Genomic DNA, 23,191 nt, shown 5'->3' on the forward strand with positions numbered 1-23,191 from the left:
CAGATGGGGCCACCGGGCAGGTTGAGTCCTGCAATGCTCGCGTGCTATACTGTTTGGCTAAGTCAATCGCCAGTTTGAATATTCAGCATTCACCTCGGCGGTGGGCTTCTTCGTGAGCGGCGTCGTGCATGCATAAACATGCGGCGCGGTTCGCGGAATTCGCAAGCCGGCGCACCCAGGGTGTTCGCGGCGTCAGGTCTTCCCGAAGCGGTGAAGGCGGCGCGGCGGATACGGCAGCCGGCTTAAGACCCAACCCTAGCGGAGATTTTCATGGCAGTTACCATGCGTCAAATGCTGGAAGCCGGTGTCCACTTCGGTCACCAGACGCGCTTCTGGAATCCCAAGATGGCCCCCTTCATCTTCGGCCATCGCAACAAGATTCACATCATCAATCTCGAAAAGACGCTGCCGATGTACAACGACGCGCTGAAGTACGTGCGTCAACTGGCAGCGAACCGCGGCACGATCCTGTTTGTCGGCACGAAGCGTCAATCGCGCGACACGATCGCTGAAGCAGCGCAACGCGCAGGCATGCCGTTCGTCAACGCACGCTGGCTCGGCGGCATGCTGACCAACTTCAAGACGCTGAAGGTTTCGATCAAGCGCCTGAAGGACATGGAAGCAGCAGTCGAGGCAGGCGAGCTCGAAAAGATGAGCAAGAAGGAAGCGCTGCTGTTCGAACGCGAAATCGCCAAGCTGCAAAAGTCGATTGGCGGCGTGAAGGACATGGGCGGCATTCCTGATGCAATCTTCGTCGTCGACGTCGGCTATCACAAGATTGCCGTGACGGAAGCGAACAAGCTGGGCGTGCCCGTCATCGCCGTGGTCGATACGAACCACTCGCCCGAAGGCGTGGACTACGTGATCCCGGGTAACGACGACGCCAGCAAGGCTGTCGCGCTGTACACGCAAGGCGTGGCCGACGCGATCCTCGAAGGCCGTGCGAACGCGGTCAACGAAGTCGTGCAGGCTGTCCGCGGCACCGACGGCGACGAGTTCGTCGAGGTCAACGGGGAAGCGTAAAGCACCCTGTGTCCGGCAAAAAAGGGGGCTCTCTATAGTCCCCTTTTTTTTAGTCGCGACGATCTGAATGAGCGTGCCGCAACGGGCACGCGGCGGCGCCCGAAAAATGTGCGCTGCGCAGGAAACGAAATCCTGCCGCCGGCATCGAATGCGGGCGGCGTGTGACAGACAGACTCAAGGAGCGAATGATGGCGGCAATTACCGCAAGCATGGTGGCAGAACTGCGCGCGAAGACCGATGCGCCGATGATGGAATGCAAGAAGGCGCTGACGGAAGCCGACGGCGACATGGCGCGTGCGGAAGAACTGCTGCGCGTGAAGCTCGGCAACAAGGCCAGCAAGGCAGCGTCGCGCGTCACGGCTGAAGGCGTGATCGCTTCGTTCATCGAAGGCGGCGTCGGCGCGATCGTCGAGCTGAACTGCGAAACCGACTTCGTTTCGAAGAACGACGACTTCATCGGCTTCACGAAGCAGGTCGCCGAACTCATCGTCAAGCAAAACCCGGCTGACGTCGCTGCTCTGTCGGCACTGCCGCTGGAAGGCTCGACGGTCGACGCAGTGCGCTCGGCGCTGGTCGGCAAGATCGGTGAAAACCTGTCGATCCGCCGTTTCGCACGTTTCGAAACGTCGAACAAGCTGGCTGCGTACCTGCACGGCACGCGTATCGGCGTGCTGGTCGAGTACACGGGCGCGGACGAGCAGGTCGGCAAGGACGTCGCGATGCACATCGCGGCCATGAAGCCGGTTTCGCTGTCGTCGGACGACGTTCCCGCTGACCTCATCGCCAAGGAACGCAGCATTGCCGAACAGAAGGCTGCCGAATCGGGCAAGCCGGCTGAGATCGTCGCCAAGATGGTCGACGGCTCGGTGCAGAAGTACCTGAAGGAAGTGTCGCTGCTGAACCAGCCGTTCGTGAAGAACGACAAGCAGACGATCGAGCAGATGCTGAAGGCAGCGAACGCGAGCGTGCAGAAGTTTGCGCTGTTCGTGGTCGGCGAGGGCATCGAGAAGCGTCAGGACGACTTCGCGGCTGAAGTGGCTGCGCAAGTCGCTGCTGCAAAGCAACAATAAGCGTTATTTAAGTTTCACGCAGTACCGTGTGACCCGCGGCGGAGCTGGACTTCGCCGCGGCCGGCAGCGCCTCCGGGCTGTGCGCGCGACAGGCGTTGCAGCCACCCGTTGGCAGGCCTCGATCAAAGGGTTGAGGCGCGTCAATTTGGCGGCGCTTGCCCGAACCCCTATTTCACCCCTACAGTTAGTTTCTTGTTGTTTGGCGGCTTTTTGCCCTGCTCAGCGCGACCCGGATATCTCTATGCCCACTGCCTATAAACGCGTCCTCCTCAAACTCTCTGGCGAAGCCCTGATGGGCGACGATGCATTCGGCATCAATCGTGCGACGATCGAAAGAATGGTGGCGGACGTGGCCGAGGTGGTGCGGCTCGGCACGCAACTGGCGGTGGTGATCGGCGGCGGCAATATCTTTCGTGGCGTCGCGGGCGGCGCGGCGGGCATGGACCGTGCAACGGCTGACTACATGGGCATGCTGGCCACGATGATGAACGCGCTGGCGCTGCAGGACGCAATGCGTCACGCCGGCATCGAGGCGCGCGTGCAGTCGGCGCTGCGCATGGACCAGGTGGTCGAGCCTTACATCCGCCCCCGCGCGATCCGCCAGCTGGAAGAAGGCAAGGTCGTGATCTTCGCGGCCGGCACGGGCAATCCGTTCTTCACGACCGACACGGCAGCTGCGCTGCGCGGCTCGGAAGTGGGCGCCGAAGTGGTGCTGAAGGCGACCAAGGTGGACGGCGTCTACTCGGCCGACCCGAAAAAAGACCCGTCGGCCACGCGCTATACGACGATCAGTTTCGACGAGGCGATCGGCCGCAATCTGCAGGTGATGGACGCCACGGCGTTCGCGCTGTGCCGCGACCAGAAGCTGCCGATCCGCGTGTTTTCGATCGTCAAGCCGGGCGCGCTCAAGCGCATCGTGCAGGGCGAGGACGAAGGCACGCTCGTCCACGTGTAAACTCTCTTTCACGTCTGTGGGCTTGAACGCGGGCTCAGGCTGCGCCTCGCGCGCTTATGGGCCCGCATCGTTTTGAAGGTTCGGAGGTTTAATCATGTCTGTGGCTGACACCAAGAAAGGCGCTGAGCAAAAGATGCAGCGCTCGATCGACGCGTTCAAGAACGATCTGTCGAAGATCCGCACGGGCCGTGCGCACACGGGCCTGCTCGATCACATCCAGGTCGATTACTACGGCTCGCCGGTGCCGATCTCGCAGGTCGCGAACCTGACGCTGATCGACGCGCGCACGATCGGCGTGCAACCGTGGGAAAAGAAGATGATCACGGTCGTCGAAAAGGCGATTCGCGAGTCGGATCTGGGGCTGAACCCGGCGTCGCAAGGCGACGTGATCCGCGTACCGATGCCCGCGCTGACGGAAGAGCGCCGCCGCGAACTGACGAAGGTCGTCAAGAGCGAAGGCGAAACGGCCAAGGTGGCCGTGCGCAACCTGCGCCGCGACGCGAACGAAGCGCTGAAGAAGCTCGTGAAGGACAAGGAAATTTCGGAAGACGACGAGCGCCGTGGTAGCGAAGACATCCAGAAGCTGACGGACAAATTCGTGGCCGAAATCGACAAGCTCGTACAGACCAAGGAAGGCGAGATCATGACGGTTTGAGGACCTGGCGCATACCAGACCTCAAGACTTTCACTGATCATCGTTTCTTTCTTTGCAGCTTTACCCGACGGCCATGACCTATACAAGCTCAACCGTTCGCGTCCCTGACGTCTCAGCCGTACCGCGTCATATCGCGATCATCATGGACGGCAATGGCCGTTGGGCGACGCAACGCCGCCTGCCGCGCGTGGCGGGCCATACGCGCGGCGTCGACGCCGTGCGCGCAGCCGTCGAGGCGTGCGCGCGCCAGGGCGTCGAATATCTGACGCTGTTCGCATTCAGTTCGGAAAACTGGCGCCGTCCGACCGACGAAGTGTCGTTTCTGATGCGCCTGTTCGTGACCGCGCTGGAGCGCGAAATCGGCAAGCTGCACGCGAACGGCATCCGCCTGCGCGTGGTCGGCGATCTGTCGATGTTCGACAAGAAGATCCAGGATCTGATCGCGCGCGCAGAAACCAAGACGGCGCGCAACACACGCCTCACGCTTACCATCGCCGCGAACTACGGCGGCCGCTGGGACATCATGCAGGCCACGCGCAAGCTGGTCGAGCAGTCGGTGGCGGCGGGGCGTTCCGTCGAGGTGAACGAAGACGCCTTCGCCGAGCACCTCGCGATGGCCTACGCGCCCGAGCCGGATCTGTTCATCCGCACGGGCGGCGAGCAGCGCATCAGCAACTTCCTGCTGTGGCAGCTCGCCTACACCGAGTTCTACTTCACCGATACCTATTGGCCGGATTTCGACGCCGACGCGCTCGGCCGCGCCATTGGTTCGTACACGGGGCGCGAGCGGCGCTTCGGACGCACGAGCGCGCAGCTCGAGCCGCAATCGCAAAACGTCGATTCGCTTCCATGCTAAAAACCCGTGTCATCACGGCGATCGTCCTGCTGGCCATTCTTCTGCCTGTCACGCTTTGGGCGCCGATCGGCGGCTTTGGTGCGCTGATCGCGTTCGTCGTCGTGTTTGCCGCGTGGGAATGGGCGCGGCTTCTGAAGCTGCCGGGCGCCGGTCCCGTCATCTACGCGATCGTCGCCGCGCTGGCGCTGGTCGCCAGCACGAAGCTCGGCACGGGCGTCACGGCGCCTCGCCCGCTGTTCGAGGCTTCATCAATCTTCTGGATATTCGCCGGCCCGTTCGTGCTGCTGCGCAAGCCGACGCTCTCGCAGGGCGCATGGCGGCCGTTCCTGCTGCTGGCGGGCGTGGTCGTGTTCGCCGCCTGCTGGCATGCGCTCGTCGCGGCGCGGATGGCGGGCGTGCCGTTCGTGCTTTCCCTGCTGCTGGTGGTCTGGTTGGCCGATATCGGCGCATACTTTGCGGGTAAGGCGTTTGGAAAGCACAAACTCGCGCCGTCGATCAGTCCCGGCAAGACCTGGGAAGGCGCGATCGGCGGGTGGCTGGCCGTGATGATCGTCGCGGCTCTCGCTGTCATCACGCATGCCTTTGCGCCGACCCTGTTTTCCGCGCTGCTCGACCATCTGGGCACCGCTCGTGCGTTCGCTACGCTGACCTTGCTGGTCGTGTTCAGCGTGGTGGGCGATCTGTTCGAATCGATGCTCAAGCGCCAGGCCGGCGTGAAGGATTCGAGCAATCTGCTGCCGGGTCACGGCGGCGTGCTCGACCGCATCGACGCTTTGTTGCCGGTGCTGCCGCTTGCGATGCTCGTGTTGTCGTAGCCATCGGCTAGAGAAAGAGATATGCAAAAACGAATTAGTTTGCTCGGTTCTACGGGCTCGATCGGAGACAGCACGCTCGACGTCGTCGCGCGTCATCCTGAGCGCTTCTCGGTGTATGCGCTGACGGCGCACCGCAATGGCGACAAGCTCGTCGAGCAATGCCTGCGCTTTCAGCCCGAAGTCGCCGTGGTCGGCGACGCCGATACGGCCGCGAGCGTGGCCGCGAAACTGCGCGCAGCGGGCTGCAAGACCGAGGTGACTTACGGTACGCAGGCCTTGGTCGATGTGTCGAAGAGCGACGGCTGCGACACCGTGGTCGCGGCGATCGTCGGCGCGGCGGGCCTCGAGCCGAGTCTTGCGGCGGCGCGCGCGGGCAAGCGCATCCTGCTCGCCAACAAGGAAGCGCTGGTGATGTCGGGCGCGATCTTCATGGACGCCGTGCGCGACAACGGCGCGATCCTGCTGCCCGTCGACAGCGAGCACAACGCGATCTTCCAGTGCCTGCCGCGTGAATCGGCGCTGCATGGCGGCGTGTCGAAGATCATCCTGACGGCGTCGGGCGGCCCATTCCGCACGCGCGAGCCCTCCAGCCTCGGCGACGTCACGCCGGAAGAGGCATGCAAGCACCCGAACTGGGTGATGGGCCGCAAGATTTCCGTCGATTCCGCGACGATGATGAACAAGGGCCTCGAAGTCATCGAGGCGCATTGGCTGTTCAATCTGCCGGGCGACCGCATCGAGGTGCTGATTCACCCGCAGAGCGTGATTCACTCGCTCGTGTCGTACGCGGACGGTTCGGTGCTCGCGCAACTGGGCAACCCGGACATGCGCACGCCCATCGCGCACGCACTGGCGTTCCCGGATCGCGTCGATTCCGGCGTCGCGCAACTCGATCTCGCGCAGATCGCTCAACTGTCGTTCGAAAAGCCCGATTACACGCGCTTCCCGTGTCTCGCGCTGGCGATGAAGGCGCTGGCCGAGGGCGGCGTCGCAAGCGCAGCGCTGAATGCGGCGAACGAGATCGCCGTCGAGGCATTCCTGACGCGCCGCATCGGCTTCATGGCGATCGCCCAGGTCGTCGATGCCGTGCTGAACGCATTGCCCAACCGCGAGGCATCGAGCCTCGCCGATGTGGTCGACGCCGACGCCGCTGCGCGACGCGCCGCCCACGCTTTCATCGACGGTCTGCCGGCGGGCGCCCGCCTTACGGAACGCGCCGTCCAGTGAGGCGTTTATGAACCTGCTGATCGAAGTGGTCGCCTTCGCAGTCGCGATTGGCGTACTGGTGGTCGTCCATGAGTATGGCCACTACAGCATCGCGCGCCTGTGCGGCGTCAAGGTGTTGCGTTTTTCGATCGGCTTCGGCAAGCCGCTCGCGCGCTGGGTCAGCAAGAAGACGGGAACCGAGTGGACCATCGCGGCGCTGCCGCTCGGCGGCTACGTCAAGATGCTCGACGAGCGCGAAGAGGGCGCGCCCATCGAGCCCGCCGATTTACCGCGTGCGTTCAACCGTCAGTCGGTCGGCAAGCGCATTGCAATCGTGGCGGCGGGCCCGATCGCCAACTTCATTCTTGCTGTCGTGCTGTTCGCCGCGGTGTTCGCGACGGGCGTCACCGAGCCCGCGGCGATCGTCGCGGCGCCCGCTGTCGAAACGGCCGCCGCGCGCGCGGGCTTTGACGGCGGCGAGACGGTGGTGGCCGTGCGCGATGCGAATGCGGGCGAATCGGAACCCGTGCGCTCGTGGTCCGATCTGCGCTGGAAGCTGCTGGGCGCCGCGTTCGACCACAAACGCGTCGTGCTGACCGCGAAGGACACGCACGGCACGTTCGACTTCCCGCTCGACTTGCAGAATCTTTCCGACAAGGAAGTCGATGACGATTTCATGTCGCGCCTCGGTTTCGAGCCGGGCGGCGGGACGTTGTCGGTGGCGGGCGTGCAGCCGGGCAGCGCGGCCTTGCAGGCGGGGCTGCAGGCGGGCGACCGGATTCGCGCTGTTGACGGCCATCCCGCCGACAACGCGACCACCTTCATCAACTACATCAAGTCGCACGCGGGCAAGCCGATCGTGCTGCAGATCGAGCGCGGCGCGAAGAACCAGCAGACGGGTGCATTACAGAATCTAACCATCGTGCCGGGCGCACAGCGCGACGAAACGACCGGGCAACCCATCGGCCGGATCGGCGCCGAGCTCGCCACCCAGGTGCCGTCCATCGACGTCCGCTATGGTCCCGTCGACAGCGTGCGGCTCGGCGCGCATCGCACGTGGGACCTTGCTGTGTACTCCGTGCGGATGTTCGGCAGGATGATCGTCGGCGAAGCGTCGCTGAAGAATCTGTCCGGTCCCGTGACCATTGCGGACTATGCAGGCAAGAGCGCGAGACTCGGTCCGTCAGCATTCCTGTCGTTCCTTGCGCTTGTCAGCATAAGCCTCGGCGTGCTCAACCTTTTACCAATACCGGTATTGGACGGGGGGCATCTGTTATATTATCTGGTTGAAGCTGTTACCGGCAAAGCCGTATCGGATCGCTGGCAGCTCGTTCTTCAAAGAGCGGGACTGGCTTGTATCGTCGCCTTGTCGGCGATCGCGCTGTTCAACGATCTTGCTCGTTTAATCCATTTTTAAAGTGTCTGGCGGCGTACGATGGCGCCCGCCTGACCTGATGCAGCTATACACACTGGGGAAGCACGTTGTTTAAACCTCATCGCTTTGTTCCAAAGACGGTTGTAGCCGCGGCAATCGCCGCGCATGGGCTGGCAGCTCACGCGACGACACCTTTTGTGGTGAAAGACATTCGGATCGAAGGGCTGCAACGCGTAGAACCCGGCACGGTGTTCTCCTATCTTCCCATCAAGCAAGGCGATACGTTTTCCGACGAGAAGGCTTCCGAAGCCATTCGCGCGCTGTATGCGACGGGTTTCTTCAACGACGTGAAGATCGCCACAGAAGGCGACGTCGTGGTGGTTCAGGTGCTCGAGCGTCCCGCCATCGGCACGATCGACTTCTCCGGCCTGCACGAGTTCGAGAAGGACAACCTGATCAAGGCGCTGCGCGCCGTTGGCCTCTCCCAGGGCCGCTATTACGACAAGGCGCTCGTCGACAAGGCCGAACAGGAATTGAAGCGCCAGTATCTGACGCGCGGTTTCTACGCAGCTGAAGTCACGACTACGATCACGCCGATCGATCGCAACCGTGTTGCGGTCCTGTTCGCCGTGATCGAAGGTCCGAGCGCGAAGATCCGCCAGATCAACTTCATCGGCAACAAGGCTTTCAGCACGGGCACGCTGCGCGACGAAATGCAGCTGTCCACGCCGAACTGGTTCTCGTGGTACACGAAGAACGACCTGTATTCGAAAGAAAAGCTCACGGGCGACCTCGAGAACGTCCGCTCGTACTACCTGAATCGCGGCTATCTCGAGTTCAACATCGAGTCGACCCAGGTGTCGATCACGCCCGACAAGAAGGACATGTATCTGACGGTGACGCTGCACGAAGGCGAGCCGTACACGATCAACAGCATCAAGCTCGCGGGCAATCTGCTCGACCGCGAAGCCGAGCTGAACAAGCTGATCAAGATCAAACCGGGCGACAAGTTCTCTGCTGAAAAACTGCAGGCGACGACCAAGGCGATCGTCGACAAGCTCGGCGAATACGGCTACGCGTTCGCGACCGTGAACGCGCTGCCGCAGATCGACCAGGAGCATCACAAGGTCGACCTGACGCTGCAGGTCGATCCGAGCCGCCGCGTGTACGTGCGCCGCATCAACGTGGTGGGCAACACGCGTACGCGCGACGAAGTCGTGCGCCGGGAAATGCGCCAGCTCGAAAGCTCGTGGTTCGATTCGAACCGGCTGGCATTGTCGAAGGACCGTATCAACCGTCTGGGCTACTTCACGGACGTGGACGTGACGACGATTCCCGTCGAAGGCACGCCGGACCAGGTGGACGTCGACGTGAAGGTCGCCGAAAAGCCGACGGGCGCGATCACGCTGGGCGCGGGCTTCTCGTCGACGGACAAGGTGGTGCTGTCGGCGGGCGTGTCGCAGGACAACGTGTTCGGTTCGGGCACGAGCCTCTCGGTGAACGTGAACACCGCGAAGACGTACCGTACGTTGACGGTCACGCAGGTCGACCCGTATTTCACGGTCGACGGCATCAAGCGCATCACCGACGTCTACTATCGCACGTACGAGCCGCTGTACTACTCGACGGATTCGAGCTTCCGTATCGTCACGATGGGTGGCGACCTGAAGTTCGGCATTCCGTTCTCGGAAGTGGACACGGTGTATTTCGGCGCGGGCTTCGAGCAGAACACGCTCGACGTCGATGCGAACACGCCGCAGGCCTACAAGAACTACGTGCAGGACTTCGGCCGCGTGTCGAACAACGTGCCGCTGACGGTCGGCTGGTCGCGCGACGCGCGTGACAGCGCGCTGGTGCCGAGCCGCGGTTACTTCACGCAGGCCAACGCCGAATACGGCACGCCGATCGGCGGCACCGAGTATTACAAGGCTGACTTGCAGGCGCAGTACTATTACTCGTTCTCGCGCGGCTTCGTGATCGGCTTCAACGTGCAGGGCGGTTACGGCAACGGCATCGGCAACGCGTACCCGATCTTCAAGAACTACTACGCGGGCGGTATCGGCTCGGTCCGGGGTTATGAACCGAGCTCGCTGGGTCCGCGCGACAAGGTCACGAACGACCCGATCGGCGGCAACAAGATGTTCGTCTCCAACATCGAACTCACGTTCCCGCTGCCGGGCACGGGCTATGACCGCACGCTGCGTGTGTTCACCTTCCTCGACGCCGGTAACGTCTGGGGCGATTCGCGTCAGGGCGGCGACACGACGGTCGGTTCGAACGGCTTGCGTTACGGTTACGGTGTCGGTCTCGCGTGGATTTCGCCGATCGGGCCGCTCAAGCTGTCGCTGGGCTTCCCGCTCCAGAAACATACGGGCGACCAGTATCAGAAGTTCCAGTTCCAGATCGGTACGGCGTTCTGATTGCGCGCACCGGAACTGGAACCCCTTACAGCATCGAGAGGATGACTTTGCTAACTGGTATGTTTTCGAAACGTGTGGCGTGTGCAATGGTGCTTGCCATGACGCTCGGCGTGGGCGCGGCGAATGCCGCGCTGGCGCAGGAAGCGCGAATCGCCGCGGTGAATTCGGATCGCATCCTGCGTGAATCGGCGGCGGCGAAAGCGGCGCAGACCAAGCTCGAAGCGGAGTTCGCGAAGCGCGACAAGGACCTGCAGGACATGGCGCAGCGTCTGAAGTCGCTGTCCGACTCGCTCGACAAGAACGGCGCGTCGCTGGCGCCGGCCGACCGCGCGCAAAAACAGCGCGACCTGTCGCAGCTCGACACGGATTTCCAGCGCAAGCAGCGGGAATTCCGCGAAGACCTGAACCAGCGCCGCAATGAAGAACTGGCGGCCGTGCTGGACCGCGCGAACAAGGTCATCAAGCAGATCGCCGAGCAGCAACACTACGATCTGATCGTGCAGGAGGCCGTCTACGTCAGCCCGCGTATCGACATCACCGACCAGGTGCTGAAGGCGCTGGCCGCATCGGGCAACTGAAGCCGGGCCGGACGGCGCCCACGCCAGCCGTCCGGCGCCAAACCCTTGGCGCGCGCGAGAAGTGTGCGACGCGCGCAAGTTGGGCAACTGAACAGCAGGAGCAGTACACGCATGGCATTCACGCTCGAGGAGATCGTCCAGCAGTTCGGCGGAGAGATCGTCGGCGATCGCGCGCACCGCGTCAGCAATCTGGCGCCGCTCGATCAGGCTGGCCCCGATCAACTGGCGTTTCTCGCCAACCCGAAGTATCTGGCGCAAGTCGAGACGACGCGCGCGGGCGCGGTGCTGATCAACGCGGCGGATCTGGAGAAGGTGACGTCGCGCGACGCTCGTAATTTCATCGTCACGCCGAATCCGTACGCTTACTTCGCGCGCCTCGCGCAGGCCTTCATCGACATGGCGTCGCCGAAGGCGAAGCCTGGCGTGCATCCGAGCGCGACCATCGACCCGTCGGCGCAGATCGCCGCGAGCGCCGTGATCGGCCCGAACGTGACGGTCGAAGCGGGCGCGTCGATCGGCGAGAAGGTGCGCCTCGACGCGAACGTATTCGTCGGTCGTGGCACGCAGATCGCGGCAGGCTCGCATCTGTATCCGAACGTCGCCGTGTACCACGGCTGCAAGATCGGCGAGCGCGTAATCATTCACGCGGGCGCCGTGATCGGCTCGGACGGCTTCGGCTTCGCGCCGGACTTCGTCGGCGAAGGCGATGCGCGTACGGGCAGCTGGGTCAAGATTCCGCAGGTTGGCGGCGTGTCGATCGGACCGGACGTCGAAATCGGCGCAAATACCACGATCGACCGCGGCGCGATGGCCGATACTGTCATCGAAGAATGCGTCAAGATCGACAACCTCGTGCAGATAGGCCATAACTGCAAGATCGGCGCCTACACGGTGATTGCCGGTTGCGCGGGCATTGCGGGCAGCACCACAATCGGCCGCCACTGCATGATCGGCGGCGCGGTCGGCATTGCCGGCCACGTCACCCTGGCCGACTACGTGATCGTCACGGCAAAGTCGGGTGTATCGAAGTCGCTTCTGAAGCCCGGCATGTACACGAGCGCGTTCCCGGCCGTCGATCACGCCGACTGGAACAGGAGTGCCGCGTTGATGCGCAACCTCGACAAGTTGCGCGATCGCATCAAGGCGCTCGAAGCCGCAGTCGCCAGCGCCTCCGGAGACAAGGCGTAAGGATCGCCGGCATCATCGGCACGACCGGAAGGAAACGCCGGCGCGCGCGGCCCCCGGATCGCGCGCAGCCGGAACAGGAACGGGCGGCAGGGCGCGTCGTCATCAACCAGGCCCTTGCACCCAGCATTCGAAGTCATCATCGCGCAATCCCCGCGTGAGCAGAAACACCATGAGCACCGAAAAAATCAATCTCGACATTCACAAGATTCTCACGCTGCTGCCGCACCGCTATCCGATCCTGCTGGTCGATCGGGTGCTCGAACTCGAGCCGCACAAGAGCATCAAAGCGCTGAAGAATGTGTCGATCAACGAACCGTACTTCATGGGTCACTTCCCGAAGCGCCCGGTTATGCCTGGCGTGCTGATTCTGGAAGCGCTCGCGCAGACGGCAGCGCTCCTGACCTTCGCGGAAGAGCCGCACGATCCGGACAACACGCTGTATCTGTTCGTCGGCATCGACAATGCGCGCTTCAAGCGGGTCGTCGAGCCGGGCGACCAGTTGATCCTGAACGTCACGTTCGAGCGCCATATGCGCGGCATCTGGAAGTTCAAGGCGCGCGCGGAAGTGGACGGCCAGGTGGCTGCCGAAGCCGACCTGATGTGTGCGGTGCGCCAGACGGACAGCGAGTGATGCCGGCGGCCGGGCAGCCGTGAGCGGCGTGTCCGGGCACGCGCGAGGCAGAACCATCGAAACCTTGAGCGGTCACAAAACGGGTTGCATCGTGACCGCTTCAACGCGTCGGATGACGCCGCAGCGTCATCGGCGGTATGTAACTGATACGCGGAAATACTAGCGAGGGCGCATGAGCAGGATTCATCCTACTGCGATCATCGAGTCGGGCGCGCAGCTCGACGAATCGGTCGAAATCGGACCGTACGCCATTGTCGGCGCGCACGTGACGATCGGCGCACGTACGACCATCGGTTCGCACAGCGTGATCGAAGGTCACACGACGATCGGCGAAGACAACCGGATCGGTCACTATGCATCGGTCGGCGGGCGTCCGCAGGACATGAAGTACAGGGACGAGCCGACGCGGCTCGTGATCGGCAATCGCAACACGATCCGCGAGTTCACCACGATCCACACGGGCACCGTGCAGGACAAGGGCGTCACGTCGCTCGGCGACGACAACTGGATCATGGCCTACGTGCATATCGGCCACGACTGCCAGATCGGCAGCAACGTGATCCTGTCGAGCAACGCGCAGATGGCGGGTCACGTGATCATCGGCGATCACGCGATCGTCGGCGGCATGTCGGGCGTGCATCAGTTCGTGCGGATCGGCGCGCATTCCATGCTCGGTGGCGCGTCGGCGCTCGTGCAGGACATTCCGCCGTTCGTGATCGCGGCGGGCAACAAGGCGGAGCCGCACGGCATCAACGTCGAAGGGCTGCGCCGTCGCGGCTTTTCACCGGATGCGATTTCGGCACTGCGCTCGGCCTACCGTCTGCTGTACAAGAACGGTCTGTCGCTCGAAGAGGCAAAAGTGCAGTTGCGCGAACTCGCAGCGGCGGGCGGCGACGGCGACGAGCCGGTGCGCGCGCTCGTCGAATTCGTCGAGCAGTCGCAGCGCGGCATCATCCGCTAACCGATGCCGTTGCCTACCAGTCCGCTGCGGCTCGCAATGGTGGCCGGCGAGCCGTCGGGCGATCTGCTGGCGGCTTCGTTGCTGGACGGGCTCGCCGCCCGTCTGCCCGGCACCACACAGTACTTCGGCATTGGCGGCCCGCGCATGATCGCGAAGGGCTTCGACGCGCATTTTCCGATGGAAAAGCTGTCGGTGCGCGGCTACGTCGAAGCGCTGAAGCACATTCCCGAGATTCTCGGCATTCGCAACGAACTGAAGCGCCAGTTGCTGGCCGAGCCGCCGTCCGCCTTTATCGGCGTCGATGCGCCCGACTTCAACTTCGGCCTCGAGCATCCGTTGCGCGACGCGGGCATACCGACCATTCACTTCGTCTGCCCATCCATCTGGGCGTGGCGCGGCGGCCGCATCAAGAAGATCGTCAAGGCCGTCGATCACATGCTGTGCGTGTTCCCGTTCGAAAAGGCGCTGCTCGAGAAATCGGGCGTGAAGGCGACCTATGTCGGTCATCCGCTCGCTGACGAGATTCCGCTCGAACCAGACACGGCAGGCGCGCGCCGCGTGCTCGGGCTGCCCGAAAGCGGCCCGGTGATCGCCGTGCTGCCGGGCAGCCGGCGCTCGGAAATCTCGCTGATCGGCCCGACGTTCTTCGATGCGATGGAACTGATGTTGCAGCGCGAGCCGGGCGTGCGTTTCGTCATGCCGGCCGCGACGCCGGCGCTGCGCGAACTGCTCAAGCCGCTCGTCGAAGCGCATCCGAAGCTGCCGTTGACGCTGACGGACGGCAACGCGCAGACCGCCATGACGGCCGCCGACGCGATTCTCGTGAAAAGCGGCACGGTCACGCTGGAAGCGGCGCTGCTGAAAAAGCCGATGGTGATCTCGTACAAGGTGCCCTGGCTCACGGGGCAGATCATGCGCCGGCAGGGTTATCTGCCGTACGTCGGCTTGCCGAATATTCTGGCCGGCCGTTTCGTCGTGCCGGAAATCCTGCAGCACTTCGCGACGCCCGAAGCGCTGGCGGATGCCACGCTGACCCAGTTGCGCGACGACGCAAACCGGCGCACGCTGACGGAAATTTTCACCGAGATGCATCACGTGCTCAGGCAAAACACCGCGCAGCGGGCTGCGGAAGCGGTCGTCGCCGTCATCGAAGCGCGCCGGGGGCGTCCATGACCCGCGCGACGGGCGGGGCTGCGCCGCGCCGCAAAGCGTCGGCGAACAAAGCGGACCAGGGCGGCCTCGATTTTTCGTCCCCGGAAGACGTCATTTGCGGCGTCGACGAAGCGGGGCGTGGTCCGCTGGCCGGGCCCGTGGTTGCTGCCGCCGTGATCCTCGATCCGTCGAAGCCGCGCATTCGCGGCCTCGACGATTCCAAGGCGCTGACGGCGAAAAAGCGCGACGAACTCTACGAGAAGATCATCGAGCGTTCCCTTGCATATTGCGTCGCGTCGGCTTCCGTGGAAGAAATCGATTCGCTGAACATCCTGCACGCAACCATGCTCGCGATGAAGCGCGCAGTCGAAGGGCTAAAGGTCACGCCGACGCTGGCGAAGATCGACGGCAACCGTTGTCCGACGCTGAGCATTCGCAGCGAGGCGATCATCAGCGGCGACGCGCTGGTGCCGTGCATTTCGGCCGCGTCGATTCTCGCGAAAGTCACGCGCGACCGGATGCTGCTCGAACTGCATCAGATGTTCCCGGTATATGGCTTCGATGCACACGCCGGCTACGGCACGCCGCAGCATCTGACGGCGCTGCGCGAGCATGGTCCGTGCGAGCATCACCGGCGCTCGTTCGCGCCCGTGCGTGAAGCGCATGTGCGGCTCGGCACCGGCATTGGTTTGCAGGAAGGGGCGATCGTCATGCCGCCCGCAGCCGCCGACACAGCATTCCTCGCCGACGACAGCGCGCCGTTCTGACGCCACGCAAAACACGATCAAGCGCCTGCGGGCGCTTTTCTTTTCACCGCTATTCTTTTCGTGCTGCCTGTGAAAGCCATCACCTCGCGGGACAATCCGCTCTACAAGCGTCTGAAGGCATTGGCCGGCTCGACGCATCAACAGCGCAAGAGCGGCCATGCGCTGCTCGAAGGGTTTCACCTGGCGGGCGCGTATCTCGACGTCGCGGGCCAGCCGGAAATGTGCGTCGTCACGGAAGGCGCGCTGCGCCACGACGAGGCGCAGGCGCTGGTCGCGCGGATCGAGGAACGGCGCATCGTCACGCTGCCCGACGCGCTGTTTGGACAACTGTCGAATGTCGTCAACGGCGTCGGCCTGTTACTGCTCGTCGAGAAGCTCGACCTGCCGCTGCCCGGGCGCGTGACGCAGGGCTGCGTCGTGCTAGACGGCGTGCAGGACGCTGGCAATGTCGGATCGATTCTGCGCAGCGCTGCGGCAGCGGGCATCGGGCATGTGTTCTGCGCGCCGGGCACCGCGTACGCGTGGTCGTCGAAGGTGCTTCGCTCGGGAATGGGCGCGCATTTTCTGCTGCAGATTCACGAGGACATCGAGCCGCAGACGTTGATCGAACGGCTAGACGTGCCCGTCGCGATCACGGATTCGCACGGCGCGCAGGCAATCTACGACACCGATCTGTCGGGGCCTGTCGCGTGGGTGTTCGGCAATGAAGGGGCGGGCGTCTCGCAGCCGTGGCGCGACGCGGTGACATACCGCGTGACGATTCCGCAGCCCGGCGGGATGGAGTCGCTCAATGTGGCGGCGGCCGCCGCCGTGTGTCTTTTCGAGCAGTGCCGGCAGCAGCGCGCTGCCGGCTGAATTCACTTATCGAAATCGACTCGCGCCATCAATACGACGACCGGTCCAGCCTGATTTCCTGCAGGATGGTCGTCGCGATTTCCTCGATAGACTTGTGCGTCGACGAGAGCCACTTGATCCCTTCGCGGCGCATCATCGTCTCGGCTTCGTTGATCTCGTAGCGGCAGTTTTCGAGTGCCGCATATTTGCTGCCGGGACGCCGCTCGTTGCGGATTTCCGAAAGCCGCTGCGGATCGATCGACAAGCCGAACATCTTCGTGCGATGCGCGAGCAGCGGCGTGGGCAGCTTGCCGCGCTCGAAGTCTTCGGGGATCAGCGGATAGTTTGCCGCTTTCACGCCGTATTGCATCGCCAGGTAGAGGCTGGTCGGCGTCTTGCCGCTGCGCGACACGCCGACGAGGATCACGTCGGCTTCTTCCAGATTGCGATTGGACTGGCCGTCGTCGTGCGCGAGCGAGAAGTTGATCGCCTCGATGCGGTTCTTGTATTCCTCGGTGTCGGCGTTCTGGTGGCCGCGGCCCATGGCGTGGCTCGACTTCAGTTCCAGTTCCTGTTCGAGCGGCTCGACAAAGGTCTGGAACATGTCCAGCACGAGTGCGTTCGAATCCTTCACGATCTGGTTCGACGCGCTGTCCACGAGGGTCGTGAAGACGATTGGGCGGCGGCCTTCGTGATGCGCGGCTTCGTTGATTTTTTCGAGCGTGGCGTAGGCTTTTTCCGTCGAATCGACGAAGGGCACACGGACCAGACGGAATTTCTGGTCGAACTGGGAGAGGATCGAATGCGCGAAGGTTTCGGCAGTGATCCCGGTACCGTCGGAGACGATGAATACGGTGGGCGGCATCAGTGGGCAGGGAACATGAGCGTCAAAATCCGCTCGAATCAGACATTGCCGCGTGGCGCGCGCTGCCCGGTGGCTGGCCGGAAAACGGCAGCGGCGCAACACCAGACGACACGCGGCGCAGCGTGCGCCCGAACGGGCAAACAGCCCCACGCGCGGCCGGGATGACGCCGCGGGCTGTCACGCAAACCCCGTCGGCAAGCCGCGCGCGCCGTTCGAGGCGCATTTCTCGTCCGACTGTCACATTTTGAGAGTCGGCACGGTAGAATAGCGGCAACCTGTTGGATAAGCAATTGCAGCCAAATCGCGTGTAACTATCTGTTATCGCTCTTTGATTGCGTCGTGATTTGTTCGTAAGTTGCACGGCAACGCTGCAAATTCGTTCAATCTTCTGCTTCGTCGGGCTTCGTGCCGCGCCTGAAGCCTTCCGCGATTGCTTCTCCAACAGGTTGCGCAAGGCACGAGTCACGCTCCCAATGGGCGCCTCGTGTTCGAGCCCACTTGCGCAATCGAGCATTTTTTCCACTTAGGGGCTTGTATGACTAACGCAGTTAACGTTGCTAAGGATCAGGCGTATGTAGTTCCATTCGAGCAGTTGCGAATGACCGACGTGGAAATCGTCGGCGGCAAGAATGCTTCGCTCGGCGAGATGATCAGTCAGCTCGCCGAAGCGGGCGTGCGCGTGCCGACGGGTTTCGCGACGACGGCGCTCGCATTCCGCGACTTTCTGCATCACAACAACCTGACCGAACGTATCGCCCAACGTCTCGAGACGCTCGACGTCGACGACGTGAAGGCACTCGCCGCTGCGGGTAAGGAGATCCGTCAATGGATCGTCGACGCCCCGCTGCAGGCGCGTCTCGAACAGGAAATCCGCGCAGGCTTCGACACGCTGCAAAAGAGCTCGCCTGAGGAACTGTCGTTCGCGGTCCGTTCGTCGGCGACGGCGGAAGACCTGCCGGACGCATCGTTCGCCGGTCAGCAGGAAAGCTACCTGAACGTGGTCGGCATCGAAGACGTGCTCGATCGCATGAAGCACGTGTTCGCGTCGCTCTACAACGACCGCGCCATCTCCTATCGCGTCCACAAGGGCTTCACGCATGCTGAAGTCGCGTTGTCGGCGGGCGTGCAGCGCATGGTGCGCTCGGACGTCGGCGCAGCGGGCGTGATGTTCACGCTGGACACGGAATCGGGCTTCAAGGACGCCGTGTTCATTACGTCGAGCTACGGCCTCGGCGAAACCGTCGTGCAAGGCGCGGTGAATCCGGACGAGTTCTACGTCTTCAAGACCACGCTCGCACAGAACAAGTACCCGATCATCCGCCGCTCGATCGGCTCGAAGCTCATCAAGATGGAGTTCACGAAGGCGGGCGAAGAAGGCCGCGTGAAGACCGTCGACGTGCCGCACGAGCAGCGCAACCGCTTCTCGATCACTGACGAAGACGTGATCGAACTGGCGAAGTACGCGGTCATCATCGAAAAGCACTACCAGCGTCCGATGGACATCGAGTGGGGCAAGGACGGTCGCGACGGCAAGATATTCATTCTGCAGGCGCGCCCCGAAACGGTGAAGAGCCAGGGCGGCAACAAGGCTGAGCAGCGCTTCAAGCTGAAGGGCCAGTCGCAGGTGCTGGCGACGGGCCGGGCAATCGGCCAGAAGATCGGCGCGGGCCCCGTGCGCGTGATTCACGATCCTTCGGAAATGGAGCGCGTGCAGCCGGGCGACGTGCTGGTCGCGGACATGACCGACCCGAACTGGGAACCCGTGATGAAGCGCGCAGCCGCGATCGTCACGAACCGTGGCGGCCGTACCTGCCACGCGGCGATCATCGCGCGTGAACTGGGTGTGCCCGCCGTGGTGGGTTGCGGGGATGCATCGGACGTGCTGAAGGACGGCGCGCTGGTGACCGTTTCGTGTGCGGAAGGCGACGAAGGCAAGATCTACGACGGTCTGCTCGAAACGGAAGTGACGGAAATCCAGCGTGGCGAACTGCCGGAAATTCCCGTCAAGATCATGATGAACGTGGGCAATCCGCAACTCGCGTTCGACTTCGCGCAACTGCCGAACAAGGGCGTCGGTCTTGCTCGCCTCGAATTCATCATCAACAACAACATCGGCGTTCACCCGAAGGCGATTCTCGAGTACCCGAACATCGATCAGGACCTGAAGAAGGCTGTCGAAAGCGTCGCGCGCGGTCACGCATCGCCGCGTGCGTTCTATGTCGACAAGCTGACGGAAGGCATCGCGACGATCGGCGCTGCGTTCTATCCGAAGCCCGTGATCGTGCGTCTGTCGGACTTCAAGTCGAACGAGTACAAGAAGCTGATCGGTGGTTCGCGCTACGAGCCGGACGAGGAAAACCCGATGCTGGGCTTCCGCGGCGCGTCGCGTTACATCGCGGAAGACTTTGCGCAGGCGTTCGAAATGGAGTGCATCGCGCTCAAGCGCGTGCGCGAAGAGATGGGCCTCGACAACGTCGAGATCATGGTGCCGTTCGTGCGTACGCTGAAGCAGGCGGAGCGCGTGGTCGGGCTGCTGGCGAAGTACGGCCTCAAGCGCGGCGAGAACGGTCTGCGCCTGATCATGATGTGCGAAGTGCCGTCGAACGCGATCCTCGCGGAAGAGTTCCTGCAGTACTTCGACGGCTTCTCGATCGGTTCGAACGATCTGACGCAGTTGACGCTCGGACTCGACCGCGACTCCGGCATGGAGCTGCTGGCAGCGGACTTCGACGAGCGCGATCCCGCCATCAAGTTCCTGCTCAAGCGCGCGATCGAAACCTGCCTGCGTCTGGACAAGTACGTCGGCATTTGCGGCCAGGGCCCGTCGGATCATCCGGACTTCGCCGAGTGGCTGACGCAGGAAGGCATTGCGTCTATCTCGCTGAACCCGGACACGATCATCGATACGTGGCAGGCGCTGGCAAAAGTGACGAAGTAAGCATTGCGCATCGATTTGTAGCGGCGCGTAAAAGGTGCTGCTACGAACGATAAAACGCTGGCGCTTCATGCTATAAACACCCCGGTAGATCCGGGGTGTTTTGCTTTGTGGAGGCGCGAGTGTTCCAAAGTGGACTGTTCTGGTGGATCGGCGCAGGCGTGCTGATCGTGCTCGAACTGATGCACGGCACGTTCTATCTGCTGATGGTGGCGCTCGGCTTTATTGCGGCGGCGTTGGCGCGTCTCGCAGGGGCTGATCTGCCGCTGCAACTGTGCATTGCGGTTGCCGTGGCGCTTGCCGCGATGCTGTTGCTGCGCAAGTCGCGCTTCGGACGTAAAACGAAAGCGCGCGCCGAAGCCGCGCGCAATCCCGACGTGAACCTCGATATCGGCTCGACGCTGACCGTGCCCGCGTGGCACGACGGACACGCGCGCACCAGGTATCGTGGCGCGTCATGGGATGTTGAACTCGCGCCCGGCGAGCCGGAAGACGCCAGTCTCTATGAAATCACTGCATTGCGGGGCAACTGTTTCGTCGTTGTCGCGAGCAAGCGTGCGCCGGCGAGGGCCTGAGCCGTCAGATGCAGTGCAGGCGCAACTGAACGCGCACAACAATTCAAAAGCAGATGGGGGTGCAGGAATGGAATCGTCGAGTATCGTCGGACTGGTGTTGCTGATTGTCGTGATCGTGGTCGCTGCGCAGACGATCAAGATCGTGCCGCAGCAGCACGCGTGGGTGATGGAGCGCCTCGGGCGCTATCACGCGACGCTCACGCCGGGCTTGAGTTTCGTGGTGCCGTTCATCGACCGGATTGCGTACAAGCATGTGCTCAAGGAAATTCCGCTCGACGTGCCGAGCCAGGTCTGCATCACGCGCGACAACACGCAGTTGCAGGTGGACGGCGTGCTGTACTTTCAGGTCACCGATCCGATGAAGGCGTCATACGGGTCGAGCAATTTCGTGTTCGCGATCACGCAGCTGTCGCAGACGACGTTGCGCTCGGTGATCGGCAAGCTCGAGCTCGACAAGACGTTCGAGGAGCGCGACTTCATCAATCATTCGATCGTGTCGGCGCTCGACGAAGCGGCGTCGAACTGGGGCGTGAAGGTGTTGCGTTACGAGATCAAGGATCTGACGCCGCCGAAGGAGATTCTCCACGCGATGCAGGCGCAGATCACGGCGGAGCGCGAGAAGCGCGCGCTGATCGCGGCATCGGAAGGGCGCAAGCAGGAGCAGATCAATATCGCGTCGGGCGGGCGTGAGGCGGCGATCCAGAAGTCGGAGGGCGAACGGCAGGCGGCGATTAACCAGGCGCAGGGCCAGGCGGCGGCGATTTTGGCGGTCGCCGAGGCTAATTCTCAGGCAATCCAAAAAATTGCGGCGGCGATTCAGTCTACAGGCGGGATGGAGGCGGTGAATCTCAAGGTCGCTGAGCAGTATGTGGGTGCTTTTGCGAATCTGGCGAAGGCCGGGAATACGTTGATCGTGCCGGGGAATATGGCGGATATGGGGTCGATGATTGCGTCGGCGTTGACGATCGTGAAGCAGGCGAAGAGTGCCGGGTGATTAGGGTTTTTGTGTCGGCGAGGCTGGGGGGGGGCGCTGGCATCCGCGATTTGTGTTTTCGCTGGCATCCGCGAATTGTTAGCGTGCTTCAGGCGTCGCCCCTGTGCGGGGCGGCACCTACTTTTCTTTGCCGCCGCAAAGAAAAGTAGGCAAAAGAAAGCGGCTCACACCGCCAATTCTTGACGTTTACCCACGGGCCCCCAACGTCCCCATCCTTCACACACCAGCGCCTTGGTTGGTGCCCGTTGCCAACGCTTCGAACAAACGCCTCACCCGCTTCGGATACCCGTACCCGGTCAAGCGGCAGCGAATGGTATGTGCCGCCCAGGTGGCAAACTGTGTGTAGGTTTTCCTGACGTACACGTTAGCGCTCTTACAGGGTGGAGCGCGTGCTCAATCGGTCTGGAGTGAAGCATGTGGAGCACCGAGGGCCGACACACAGTTTGCCACCTGGGCGGCCGTGGACTGTCTGGTGAGGCATGCTGAAACGCGGGTGCGTGAAGCGGGTGAGGCCCCCAGCAAGAGCGCTGGCAACGAACACGAATGATGTGATTGCCGTGTGAGGCGTAAGAACCTTTGGGGGCCCTCAGGCAAGAACTAGCACTGGCGGTGTGAGCCGCTTTCTTTTGCCTACTTTTCTTTGCGGCGGCAAAGAAAAGTAGGTGCCGCCCCGCACAGGGGCGACGCGTGAAGTACGCAAGCAAATCGCGGATGCCAGCGCAAAGGCCAGCGCACCACACAACCCCAAAACCAAAACCAAAACCAAAACCAAAACCCGCACCGCGGCAAAACCCCAAACCCCCAAACCCTCACCGCGCCGCGCAGGCCAAAAAAACCCTCACACCGGCGTCCGCATCAACCGGGCCTTTTCCCGCTCCCAATCCCGCTTCTTCTCGGTTTCACGCTTATCGTGCTGCTTCTTGCCCTTGGCAAGCCCAATCTCACACTTAACGCGCCCATTCTTGTAATGAAAATTCAACGGCACAAGCGTATACCCGCGCTGCTCGACCTTGCCAATCAGCTTGCTGATTTCCTCGGCATGCAGCAGCAGCTTGCGCGTACGGACCGGGTCCGGCGTGATATGGGTCGACGCTTCGGGCAGCGGACTGATATGCGTGCCGATCAAAAACAGCTCCGCGTTCCTGATCACGACGTAGCCTTCCTTGATCTGGCCACGCCCGGCGCGCAGCGCCTTGACTTCCCAGCCCTCAAGCACGAGCCCCGCCTCGTAACGTTCTTCGACCGAGTAGTCGTAGAACGCTTTTCTGTTGTCGATGATGCTCATGAATGGAAACTGGCCAACTCGTTTAAAATCACGATTTTAGCAAAGCGGGAC

22 protein-coding genes are annotated in these 23,191 nt (G+C 62.7%); 19 read left to right on the forward strand and 3 right to left on the reverse strand.

The genetic code is table 11. The features are described from left to right. The first annotated feature begins 270 nt into the window (after window positions 1-270). From rpsB to C2L66_RS06605, 16 genes are all read left to right on the forward strand, one after another. Complete coding sequence (gene rpsB / locus C2L66_RS06530) at window positions 271-1,023, forward strand: 30S ribosomal protein S2 (protein ID WP_054934472.1); 753 nt, start codon at window positions 271-273, stop codon at window positions 1,021-1,023. 188 nt (window positions 1,024-1,211) lie between these two features. After that, entirely contained in the window at window positions 1,212-2,093 is an 882-nt protein-coding gene (gene tsf / locus C2L66_RS06535; protein WP_054934477.1) for a translation elongation factor Ts, read from the forward strand. Window positions 2,094-2,334: 241 nt separating this feature from the next. After that, window positions 2,335-3,048 (forward strand): UMP kinase, encoded by a 714-nt coding sequence (gene pyrH / locus C2L66_RS06540; RefSeq protein ID WP_012400732.1) that lies wholly within the window; start codon window positions 2,335-2,337, stop codon window positions 3,046-3,048. Window positions 3,049-3,142: 94 nt separating this feature from the next. Continuing rightward, window positions 3,143-3,703: a ribosome recycling factor gene (gene frr / locus C2L66_RS06545; protein WP_054934473.1), complete on the forward strand. Its 561-nt coding sequence runs from the start codon at window positions 3,143-3,145 to the stop codon at window positions 3,701-3,703. A gap of 73 nt (window positions 3,704-3,776) precedes the next feature. Then, window positions 3,777-4,559, forward strand: coding sequence for a polyprenyl diphosphate synthase (uppS, locus tag C2L66_RS06550; protein WP_054934474.1), 783 nt, complete (start codon window positions 3,777-3,779; stop codon window positions 4,557-4,559). Beyond that, window positions 4,553-5,374 (forward strand): phosphatidate cytidylyltransferase, encoded by an 822-nt coding sequence (locus tag C2L66_RS06555; RefSeq protein ID WP_060601276.1) that lies wholly within the window; start codon window positions 4,553-4,555, stop codon window positions 5,372-5,374. The genes uppS and C2L66_RS06555 overlap by 7 nt, the downstream gene beginning before the upstream one ends. 21 nt (window positions 5,375-5,395) lie before the next feature. Next, window positions 5,396-6,601: a 1-deoxy-D-xylulose-5-phosphate reductoisomerase gene (locus C2L66_RS06560; protein ID WP_054934476.1), complete on the forward strand. Its 1,206-nt coding sequence runs from the start codon at window positions 5,396-5,398 to the stop codon at window positions 6,599-6,601. Window positions 6,602-6,608: 7 nt separating this feature from the next. After that, complete coding sequence (gene rseP / locus C2L66_RS06565) at window positions 6,609-7,997, forward strand: RIP metalloprotease RseP (RefSeq protein WP_060602707.1); 1,389 nt, start codon at window positions 6,609-6,611, stop codon at window positions 7,995-7,997. 65 nt (window positions 7,998-8,062) lie between these two features. Beyond that, window positions 8,063-10,375 carry an outer membrane protein assembly factor BamA gene (bamA, locus tag C2L66_RS06570; protein WP_035990831.1) on the forward strand — a complete coding sequence of 771 codons (2,313 nt, stop codon included), beginning with the start codon at window positions 8,063-8,065 and terminating at the stop codon, window positions 10,373-10,375. 41 nt (window positions 10,376-10,416) lie between these two features. Further along, entirely contained in the window at window positions 10,417-10,953 is a 537-nt protein-coding gene (locus tag C2L66_RS06575) for an OmpH/Skp family outer membrane protein (protein WP_176052539.1), read from the forward strand. 111 nt (window positions 10,954-11,064) lie between these two features. Continuing rightward, the gene (gene lpxD, locus C2L66_RS06580; RefSeq protein WP_060601273.1) at window positions 11,065-12,141 is read left to right on the forward strand and encodes a UDP-3-O-(3-hydroxymyristoyl)glucosamine N-acyltransferase; all 1,077 of its coding nucleotides are present in this window, start codon (window positions 11,065-11,067) and stop codon (window positions 12,139-12,141) included. A gap of 169 nt (window positions 12,142-12,310) precedes the next feature. Continuing rightward, entirely contained in the window at window positions 12,311-12,772 is a 462-nt protein-coding gene (fabZ, locus tag C2L66_RS06585; RefSeq protein WP_035990836.1) for a 3-hydroxyacyl-ACP dehydratase FabZ, read from the forward strand. Between the two features lie 172 nt (window positions 12,773-12,944). Then, window positions 12,945-13,733, forward strand: coding sequence for an acyl-ACP--UDP-N-acetylglucosamine O-acyltransferase (gene lpxA, locus C2L66_RS06590; RefSeq protein WP_054934479.1), 789 nt, complete (start codon window positions 12,945-12,947; stop codon window positions 13,731-13,733). Between the two features lie 3 nt (window positions 13,734-13,736). Next, on the forward strand, window positions 13,737-14,906 hold the full coding sequence (gene lpxB, locus C2L66_RS06595; protein ID WP_060601270.1) for a lipid-A-disaccharide synthase: 1,170 nt from the start codon (window positions 13,737-13,739) through the stop codon (window positions 14,904-14,906). After that, window positions 14,903-15,652 carry a ribonuclease HII gene (gene rnhB, locus C2L66_RS06600; RefSeq protein WP_060601268.1) on the forward strand — a complete coding sequence of 250 codons (750 nt, stop codon included), beginning with the start codon at window positions 14,903-14,905 and terminating at the stop codon, window positions 15,650-15,652. Before lpxB ends, rnhB begins: the two co-directional genes overlap by 4 nt. A 69-nt stretch (window positions 15,653-15,721) precedes the next feature. Beyond that, window positions 15,722-16,507, forward strand: a complete 786-nt coding sequence (locus tag C2L66_RS06605; protein ID WP_054934484.1) for a TrmH family RNA methyltransferase — start codon at window positions 15,722-15,724, stop codon at window positions 16,505-16,507. Between the two features lie 28 nt (window positions 16,508-16,535). Here C2L66_RS06605 and ppsR read toward each other — a convergent pair whose 3' ends face one another. Both ppsR and C2L66_RS40550 read right to left on the reverse strand, forming a co-directional pair. Then, window positions 16,536-17,351 carry a posphoenolpyruvate synthetase regulatory kinase/phosphorylase PpsR gene (ppsR, locus tag C2L66_RS06610; protein ID WP_060601265.1) on the reverse strand — a complete coding sequence of 272 codons (816 nt, stop codon included), beginning with the start codon at window positions 17,349-17,351 and terminating at the stop codon, window positions 16,536-16,538. A gap of 22 nt (window positions 17,352-17,373) precedes the next feature. Continuing rightward, window positions 17,374-17,874: a hypothetical protein gene (locus C2L66_RS40550; protein ID WP_146174372.1), complete on the reverse strand. Its 501-nt coding sequence runs from the start codon at window positions 17,872-17,874 to the stop codon at window positions 17,374-17,376. 12 nt (window positions 17,875-17,886) lie between these two features. Between C2L66_RS40550 and ppsA the strand changes: the two genes are divergently transcribed. The 3 genes from ppsA to C2L66_RS06625 all read left to right on the forward strand — a co-directional run bounded on the left by ppsA (window position 17,887) and on the right by C2L66_RS06625 (window position 21,855). Continuing rightward, window positions 17,887-20,289 (forward strand): phosphoenolpyruvate synthase, encoded by a 2,403-nt coding sequence (gene ppsA / locus C2L66_RS06615; protein ID WP_060601262.1) that lies wholly within the window; start codon window positions 17,887-17,889, stop codon window positions 20,287-20,289. Between the two features lie 119 nt (window positions 20,290-20,408). Then, the gene (locus tag C2L66_RS06620) at window positions 20,409-20,861 is read left to right on the forward strand and encodes an NfeD family protein (RefSeq protein ID WP_060601259.1); all 453 of its coding nucleotides are present in this window, start codon (window positions 20,409-20,411) and stop codon (window positions 20,859-20,861) included. Window positions 20,862-20,928: 67 nt separating this feature from the next. Then, the gene (locus tag C2L66_RS06625) at window positions 20,929-21,855 is read left to right on the forward strand and encodes an SPFH domain-containing protein (RefSeq protein WP_054934483.1); all 927 of its coding nucleotides are present in this window, start codon (window positions 20,929-20,931) and stop codon (window positions 21,853-21,855) included. Window positions 21,856-22,693: 838 nt separating this feature from the next. Here the strand turns inward: C2L66_RS06625 and smpB are convergent. Then, window positions 22,694-23,140, reverse strand: a complete 447-nt coding sequence (gene smpB / locus C2L66_RS06630; RefSeq protein WP_035990850.1) for an SsrA-binding protein SmpB — start codon at window positions 23,138-23,140, stop codon at window positions 22,694-22,696. Window positions 23,141-23,191: the final 51 nt, after the last annotated feature.

Origin of the sequence: Paraburkholderia caribensis (assembly GCF_002902945.1) — a bacterium.
Lineage (GTDB): Bacteria > Pseudomonadota > Gammaproteobacteria > Burkholderiales > Burkholderiaceae > Paraburkholderia > Paraburkholderia caribensis.

What these genes read in the sequence shown, in the direction of transcription:
- pyrH (WP_012400732.1), top strand. Translation starts at nt 2,335, where the DNA reads ATGCCCACTGCCTATAAACGCGTCCTCCTCAAACTCTCTGGCGAAGCC.
- C2L66_RS06575 (WP_176052539.1), top strand. Translation starts at nt 10,417, where the DNA reads ATGACTTTGCTAACTGGTATGTTTTCGAAACGTGTGGCGTGTGCAATG.
- fabZ (WP_035990836.1), top strand. Translation starts at nt 12,311, where the DNA reads ATGAGCACCGAAAAAATCAATCTCGACATTCACAAGATTCTCACGCTG.
- ppsA (WP_060601262.1), top strand. Translation starts at nt 17,887, where the DNA reads ATGACTAACGCAGTTAACGTTGCTAAGGATCAGGCGTATGTAGTTCCA.
- rseP (WP_060602707.1), top strand. Translation starts at nt 6,609, where the DNA reads ATGAACCTGCTGATCGAAGTGGTCGCCTTCGCAGTCGCGATTGGCGTA.
- lpxD (WP_060601273.1), top strand. Translation starts at nt 11,065, where the DNA reads ATGGCATTCACGCTCGAGGAGATCGTCCAGCAGTTCGGCGGAGAGATC.
- uppS (WP_054934474.1), top strand. Translation starts at nt 3,777, where the DNA reads ATGACCTATACAAGCTCAACCGTTCGCGTCCCTGACGTCTCAGCCGTA.
- frr (WP_054934473.1), top strand. Translation starts at nt 3,143, where the DNA reads ATGTCTGTGGCTGACACCAAGAAAGGCGCTGAGCAAAAGATGCAGCGC.
- tsf (WP_054934477.1), top strand. Translation starts at nt 1,212, where the DNA reads ATGGCGGCAATTACCGCAAGCATGGTGGCAGAACTGCGCGCGAAGACC.
- ppsR (WP_060601265.1), bottom strand. Translation starts at nt 17,351, where the DNA reads ATGCCGCCCACCGTATTCATCGTCTCCGACGGTACCGGGATCACTGCC.
- smpB (WP_035990850.1), bottom strand. Translation starts at nt 23,140, where the DNA reads ATGAGCATCATCGACAACAGAAAAGCGTTCTACGACTACTCGGTCGAA.
- C2L66_RS06625 (WP_054934483.1), top strand. Translation starts at nt 20,929, where the DNA reads ATGGAATCGTCGAGTATCGTCGGACTGGTGTTGCTGATTGTCGTGATC.
- rpsB (WP_054934472.1), top strand. Translation starts at nt 271, where the DNA reads ATGGCAGTTACCATGCGTCAAATGCTGGAAGCCGGTGTCCACTTCGGT.
- lpxA (WP_054934479.1), top strand. Translation starts at nt 12,945, where the DNA reads ATGAGCAGGATTCATCCTACTGCGATCATCGAGTCGGGCGCGCAGCTC.
- C2L66_RS06560 (WP_054934476.1), top strand. Translation starts at nt 5,396, where the DNA reads ATGCAAAAACGAATTAGTTTGCTCGGTTCTACGGGCTCGATCGGAGAC.
- rnhB (WP_060601268.1), top strand. Translation starts at nt 14,903, where the DNA reads ATGACCCGCGCGACGGGCGGGGCTGCGCCGCGCCGCAAAGCGTCGGCG.
- C2L66_RS06555 (WP_060601276.1), top strand. Translation starts at nt 4,553, where the DNA reads ATGCTAAAAACCCGTGTCATCACGGCGATCGTCCTGCTGGCCATTCTT.
- lpxB (WP_060601270.1), top strand. Translation starts at nt 13,737, where the DNA reads ATGCCGTTGCCTACCAGTCCGCTGCGGCTCGCAATGGTGGCCGGCGAG.